The organism is Oscillibacter sp., assembly GCF_032060045.1.
Classification (GTDB): Bacteria; Bacillota; Clostridia; order Oscillospirales; family Oscillospiraceae; genus Oscillibacter.
The window spans coordinates 60,327-67,231 of sequence record NZ_DAMBZJ010000015.1; the positions used below are offsets into that span (position 1 = coordinate 60,327).

Annotated in this window: 6 protein-coding genes; all 6 read left to right on the forward strand. The window is 54.9% G+C overall.

Annotated elements, in window-relative coordinates:
* The first annotated feature begins 188 nt into the window (after nucleotides 1-188).
* The 6 genes from RT018_RS07945 (at nucleotide 189) to RT018_RS07970 (ending at nucleotide 6,800) form a co-directional block, all read left to right on the forward strand.
* A complete protein-coding gene (locus tag RT018_RS07945) occupies nucleotides 189-956 on the forward strand; it encodes a 5-oxoprolinase subunit PxpA (protein ID WP_312940827.1) in 768 nt (255 codons plus the stop codon).
* A 36-nt stretch (nucleotides 957-992) separates the two neighbouring features.
* Nucleotides 993-2,225: a divalent metal cation transporter gene (locus tag RT018_RS07950; RefSeq protein WP_312940828.1), complete on the forward strand. Its 1,233-nt coding sequence runs from the start codon at nucleotides 993-995 to the stop codon at nucleotides 2,223-2,225.
* A gap of 60 nt (nucleotides 2,226-2,285) precedes the next feature.
* Nucleotides 2,286-3,023 (forward strand): 5-oxoprolinase subunit PxpB, encoded by a 738-nt coding sequence (pxpB, locus tag RT018_RS07955; RefSeq protein ID WP_312940830.1) that lies wholly within the window; start codon nucleotides 2,286-2,288, stop codon nucleotides 3,021-3,023.
* Nucleotides 3,020-3,964 (forward strand): biotin-dependent carboxyltransferase family protein, encoded by a 945-nt coding sequence (locus RT018_RS07960; RefSeq protein WP_312940832.1) that lies wholly within the window; start codon nucleotides 3,020-3,022, stop codon nucleotides 3,962-3,964. Before pxpB ends, RT018_RS07960 begins: the two co-directional genes overlap by 4 nt.
* A 36-nt stretch (nucleotides 3,965-4,000) precedes the next feature.
* Nucleotides 4,001-4,816, forward strand: coding sequence for a putative hydro-lyase (locus tag RT018_RS07965; RefSeq protein ID WP_312940833.1), 816 nt, complete (start codon nucleotides 4,001-4,003; stop codon nucleotides 4,814-4,816).
* Between the two features lie 313 nt (nucleotides 4,817-5,129).
* Nucleotides 5,130-6,800, forward strand: coding sequence for a SulP family inorganic anion transporter (locus RT018_RS07970; RefSeq protein WP_312940835.1), 1,671 nt, complete (start codon nucleotides 5,130-5,132; stop codon nucleotides 6,798-6,800).
* Nucleotides 6,801-6,905: the final 105 nt, after the last annotated feature.

Here is a 6,905-nt window from a genome sequence, read left to right on the forward strand (position 1 = left end):
TACGGATGTGAAAATCACAAAAAGAAATATTTGAAATTGTAAAATATAACTATATATTTGCTTTAAAAAGCAAAAACGATGTGCGTTTGTTATAAAAACTTTAAAAATTGGTATGGAACTTGCTGCTAAATATGATAAGTACATTTGGAATTGTGCCCAGAGGGCAAAAAAGGAAGGAGCTTACAATTATGAATCTGGTGGATTTGAACAGCGATTTGGGAGAGAGCTTTGGTGCGTACACCATCGGTTTGGACAGCGAAGTGATTCGGTACGTATCATCCGTCAACGTGGCCTGCGGCTATCATGCGGGAGACCCGCTGGTAATGGCGCAGACCGTGGCCATGGCGAAAGAAGCCGGTGTGGCCATCGGCGCACACCCGGGCTATCCCGATTTGATGGGCTTTGGCCGGCGGAACATGGTGTGTTCCCCCAAAGAGGCAAAGGCCTATGTCCAATATCAGATGGGCGCTTTGCTGGCGTTTACCGCCGCGGCGGGGGTGAAGCTTCAGCATGTGAAGCCCCACGGTGCGCTTTATAACATGGCCGGCAAGGACATGGAGCTGGCGTCCGCCATTGCGGAGGGCATCGCAGAGGTAGACAAGGATGTGATTCTGCTTGGCCTTGCCGGAAGCAAAATGATTGAGGCGGGGCGGGCCGCCGGACTGCGAGTGGCCAGTGAGGTGTTTGCGGACCGCGCCTATCAGGCGGACGGTTCTCTGGTCCCTCGCAAGCAGCCCGGTGCGGTAATCCACGACAAGGACGAGGCCATTCGCCGCACAGTGCGCATGGTGACGGAGGGAAAGGTCACTGCCATTACAGGCGAGGAAGTTTCTATCTCTGCGGATTCCATCTGTGTACACGGAGACAACCCCTCGGCTGTGGAATTTGTGAAAAACATTCGTGTCGCCATGGAGGCGCAGGGAGTGAAAATCGCGCCCATTGCCGCCATTGTTTAAGCGCCAGCTAAATATGATTGAAGTGAGGAAATCCCTATGAGTGCAAACGAGACGACGAAGAATAGATCTGTTTTGCTGGGCGCTGCGTTTTTGATGGCGACTTCCGCCGTCGGCCCTGGCTTTTTGACTCAGACATCCAAATTTACGGCACAATACGGTCCCACGCTGATTCTTGTTATTCTGTTAGCAATCCTGATGGATGTTACCGCGCAAATGAACATCTGGTCCGTTGTCAGTGTGTCCAAAATGCGTGCACAGGACGTGGCAAACAAGGTGCTGCCCGGTCTGGGCGTTGCGCTTGCTGTGTTGGTGGCAATCGGTGGGTTGGCATTCAACGTGGGCAATGTGGGTGGTGTGGCACTGGGCTTCAACGCCATGTTTGGCGTGCATGAAAAGGTGGGTGCAGTCATCGCGGGCTGCCTTGGCATTATTATTTTCATTAACAAAAATGCCAAGACCATCATGGATAAGGTTGCCACTATTTTGGCTGCCGTCATTCTGGTCACTGTGCTGGTGGTGGCGGTGATCTCTAAGCCGCCTCTGGGCGTGGTGGCGTCCAGCCTGACCAAGGTTAATGAAATTCCCTCTATGTTTGTGGCGCTGACCACCTTGCTGGGCGGTTCCTGCGGCGGCTATATTGCCTTTTCAGGCGCGCATCGGCTGCTGGATGCGGGTATTTCCGGTCCCGAAAATGTGAGCCATGTGCGCAAGAGCGTGCTTCAGGGCTGCGGAACCTCCGGAACCGTGCGTATTTTATTGTTCTTGGCGGTGCTGGGAACCTGTATGATCGGATCCCAGTGGAATGCCGTCAATGCCGACACCATTATCAACGCCAGCAACCCCGCCGCTGAGGCGTTTCGCCTGTCCGCCGGCAATTGGGGTTATCGGCTGTTCGGCCTGTGCCTGTTTTCCGCTGGTGTTTCCTCCGTGGTGGGCGCGGCGTTTACCTCCGTTTCCTTCCTTAAGACGCTGCACCCCCTCATCGCCAAATATGAGCGCCAGTTCGTGGTGGGGTTCATCACCTTTTCCACGCTGATGATGGTGCTGGCTGGAAACGCTGCCCAGCTCCTGATTGTTGCGGGTGCTTTCAATGGCCTGATTCTGCCAGTCAGCCTGGGTGTGATTCTGCTGGCGTGCCGCAATAAGAAAATTGTGGGCGAGGAGTACAAGCATCCCACCTGGATGATCGTGTTAGGCGTGATCGTTCTCTGTATCTCTCTTTACGCCGGAATCAAGGCCGTTCCGGGTATTTTGAAGCTCTTTGCTTGATAAAAGGTACATCATTGACGCAGGGCGCGGCACCGCCGCGCCCTGCGGAAAGGAATAAGTATGGACGAAGTGAGATTTTTAAATGCCGGAGATACGGCTGTGACCGTAGAATTTGGCAATGAGATCAGCGTGGCGATTAACAGCCGCATCCGGGCCTTTAACATTGCCCTGTTGGAAAGCGGCATTCCGGGCATCGTGGAAACGGTTCCCACCTATCGCTCCCTGATGGTGCACTATGATCCGGGCATTATTCGCTATGCCGCGCTGGAGCAAAAACTGAATGGGCTTTTGGGCAGTCTGGACAAGGTGCGGATTCCCCCCAGCGAGGTGCTGGAAATTCCCGTGCTGTACGGCGGGGAGGAGGGGCCAGACCTTCCGTTTGTGGCGGAGCATGGAGGCAGGTCTGTGGACGAGGTGATTGCCATTCACAGCGCGCCGGAGTATCTGATCTACATGCTGGGATTTACGCCGGGGTTTACGTATCTGGGCGGCATGGACGAGTCCATTGCAACGCCCCGACTGACAACGCCTCGGGTCAAAATTCCCGCGGGCAGCGTGGGCATCGCCGGAGCGCAGACCGGGGTGTATCCCATTGATTCTCCGGGCGGTTGGCAGTTGATCGGGCGGACGCCGGTGCGAATGTACGCGCCAGAGCGGGAAAAACCCATTCTGCCGGAGGCAGGGCAGTATATCAAGTTTTATCCCATTGACCGGGCGGAATATGATAAAATTGCGAAGCAGGAGGCCGCCGGGACGTATGTCTGCAAGCGACACTCCAGAGAGGAGGGGGCGGAATGAGCATCACGGTTCTGCATCCCGGAATGCTGACAACGGTTCAGGATCAGGGACGGACGGGGTATCAGCAGTTTGGGGTACCGGTTTCCGGCACGGTGGACCCCCGTTCCGCCGCCGTGGCCAATATTTTGACGGGCAATGAAGAGGGAGAAGCTGTTCTGGAGTGTACCATTATGGGTCCACAGCTCCGCTTTGACCAGTCTGCGGTCATTGCCATCACTGGCGCGGACTTGGGCCCCACGCTGGACGGCGTCTCCATCGACAATTACCGCGCTGTTCGGGTAGGGGCCGGGCAGGTGTTGCGCTTTACGGGGCCTAAATCCGGCTGCCGGGCATTTATCGCTGTGGCAGGCGGGCTGGATATTCCTCTGGTTATGGGGAGCCGCTCCACGTATATGAAAGCGAGAATCGGCGGCTTCCATGGCCGAAAGCTGGAGAAGGAGGACGTGCTTGCCCTCCGCGCACTCGGGACGGAGCCCAAAGCACTGGCGACCCGCGCCATCGCGCCGGAATTCCGCGCCCGGGCGGAATACACCCTCCGGGTGGTGCCGGGACCACAGGACGAGGCGTTTACTTCTGTGGGGATGGAGACGTTTCTCACCAGCATTTATACCGTCACCGCCGAGTTTGACCGAATGGGCTGCCGGCTGGAGGGCCCGGAGATTGCCCATGAAACCTCCGGGGACATCATCTCCGACGGCATCGCATTCGGAGCGATTCAAGTTCCTTCTTCCGGACAGCCCATCGTTATGCTTTCCGACCGGCAGACCACCGGCGGCTACACCAAAATTGCCAATGTAATTTCCGCGGATTTTCGCATTTTGGGCCAATTGAAGAGCGGAGACAAGGTCCGATTTGAAAAAATATCTTTGTCCGCTGCGCAGGAGGCTTTGCTTGCCCAGCGGGCGTCGCTGCGGCTGCTGCGGCATGTGCTGGACAACTGATAAAGACAGGTGTTTTCATAAAAAGGAGGAAGATCAATGTCATTTGATATTACGCCCTATATCGACCTTTCTCCCGCCGAGGTGCGGGGAAAAATACGCGCCGGAGAAATCGACTTTCCAACCGCTGGGATGTGCCGTGGTTATGCGCAGGCCAATCTTGTAATTTTGCCGCCGGACTATGCGGCGGATTTTAAAGAGTATGCCCGGCGCAACCCATTCCCCTGCCCGATATTGGAAGTGATCGAAGGTACGCCCGCGACCCATGCCATGGGAGAGGGCGGGGACATTACCACCGACATTCCCCGTTACCGCATCTATCGCGCCGGCGTGTTCACGGAAGAACTCACCGATGTGTCCGCCTATTGGGAAGAGGGCTATGTGGGATTTTTAATCGGCTGCTCCTTTTCCTTTGAAGAGGCGTTGCTTTCTGCGGGAATTGAAGTCCGGCATATTACACAGGGCCGCAACGTGCCCATGTACAAAACAAACTTTGCAACGGTGCAGGCGGGACCGTTTTATGGCCCCATGGTCTGCTCCATGCGTCCCATGACCTCGGAGCATGCGGCGATTGCCAAGGCCATTACGGAAAAGATGCCCAATGTTCACGGTGCGCCTGTCCATATGGGCGATCCGGCACAGATCGGGATAGAGGACATTATGAAGCCCGATTACGGAGATGCTGTGGAGATCAAACCCGGTGAAATCCCTGTGTTCTGGCCCTGCGGCGTGACGCCGCAGGCGGCAGTGGAACATGCAAAGCCACCCATCGTCATCACCCACGCGCCGGGACATATGTTCATCACCGACGTGAAAAACGCAGAGTTGAACAATTATCTGGAGGCACGCAAGTAAAAATGATGAAAATCCGCCGCCTGCGAAAGTGGGCGGCGGTTTTGCGTTTGGAGAGCTTTCAGCAGGTGAAATGACTTGCGCGCTTTACTAATTTTCCAATTCCGGATGGCACAATTGCAGAATTTATGAACCAGCCGATGTTTTATTCTTGCGAAACACAGCCAAAATGTCGGTGACATCCTGCGCCTCTTCCAAGGAGAAATAAATCATGGGTGTTTGAGGCTGGGTGCATCCATATTAAAACTTGCTCCTCCATATAAGCTGTGTTATACTGAAAACGTATGTCTTTAGAATGATTTTGGGGGAATTTACTTTGTTTCTGCGGTTTACATCGGATTTGAAAAATGAGTTTCGGGGATATGGCTCTGCGGGTTTAATGCAGGATGCAATGGCGGGACTGACGGCCTGCGCGGTGGCGCTGCCCTTGGCCTTGGCATTTGGCGTCAGCTCAGGCGCCACGGCGGCCTCCGGTCTTGTCACGGCGATTATTGCCGGTGTGGTGATTGCCCTGCTGGGGGGTGCGTCCTATCAGATCTCCGGGCCCACCGGGGCCATGAGTGCCGTGCTGATTGGTATTGTGGGAACCCACGGATTACAGGGCGTATTTCTGGCCAGCTTTGCCGCGGGCGCACTGCTGCTGATTGCTGGAATTTTCCGAATGGGGCGCTTGATTTCCTTTATCCCAATGCCCGTGGTGATGGGATTTACCTCTGGGATTGCAGTTATTATCGCCATGGGGCAGATTGATAATTTTTTTGGTACTACTTCTCAGGGAAGCTCTAATTTGGAAAAGCTGGCCTCTTATGGACGCCTTGGGTTTTCTCCTAATTGGCAGGCAGTGAGCATGAGTGTGCTGGTGGTGGCGGCGATGCTGCTTTGGCCCAAGAAATGGGGTGCAAAGGTGCCCGGATCTCTGGCGGGAATTGTGCTGGCGGCTGTGGTGTCTATCGCGCTTGGCATGGATGGCTTGAAGACTGTGGGCGACATCCCGCGCTCACTGCTGCTGAGCGACCGCCTGACCCTTGACGGTGACAGCTTTGGGATGCTGGCAAATCTAGGCTCGCCAATTGTTACCATTGCGGCGCTGGGAATGATTGAGAGTCTTCTGTGCGGCGCGTCCGCCGCCCGAATGAAAAACGAGACGTTCAATGCCGATCAGGAATTGATTGCGCAGGGCGTTGGAAACATGTTGTTGCCTCTGTTTGGCGGTGTACCGGCCACGGCCGCCATTGCCCGCACCAGCGTGGCGGTGAAGTCCGGGCAGCAAACCAGACTTACCAGCGTGTTTCACTCGCTATTCCTGCTGGCATCCATGCTGTTATTGGGCGGCGTCATGGCAAAACTGCCGCTGGCAGCGCTGGCGGGGGTATTGATGGTCACCGCGTGGCGCATGAATGACTGGGATGGAATCCGGTATATTTTCTCGCATCGCTTTAAGTCCGGTATCAGCCAGTTTTTCGTGACGATGCTGGCAACTGTGGTCTTTGATCTGACCATGGCAATTTTGTTGGGTGTGCTGTACTCCATTATTTTGTATATGTCCCGTGTCAGCCATATCTCCGTCAGCTTTTCCGCCATTGACGCAAGTCGGCTGCGAGATGTGCCGGATGAAAAAGCCGCTGTTTGGGAGACTTCGGGCGTTGCCTATGTGACCGGTTCTTTGTTTTTTGGCGCGGTGGATGAATTTAATCGCTGCATCAGGGAAATGCCTGCATATGATCATGTCATTTTGTCTCTGCGGGGAATGCCCAGTGTGGATGTGTCCGGCGTTCAGACGATGTTGGAGCTTTGCCAGAGCATGAAGGAAGCGGGAAAGACAGTGGCCTTTTGCGGCATGACAAACTCCGTGCGTACCTATTTTGACCGGGCGGGAATCACCGCATTGCTGGGGGAGTCTGCTTATTTTTGGAGCGCCGACCTTGCAATCCTTGATCTTTTGAAAAAGGAGCTGGAGGAGCAGGAATTGCCTGCATCGGTCGGATAAGCAAAAAATAAAAGCACCCCAATCGTTAGACAGCATAGTATGCCGGATAACAATTGGGGTGCGTTTTAAGTGGAATTGAGATAGCCCGTTCCGCAAGCGCCTTGG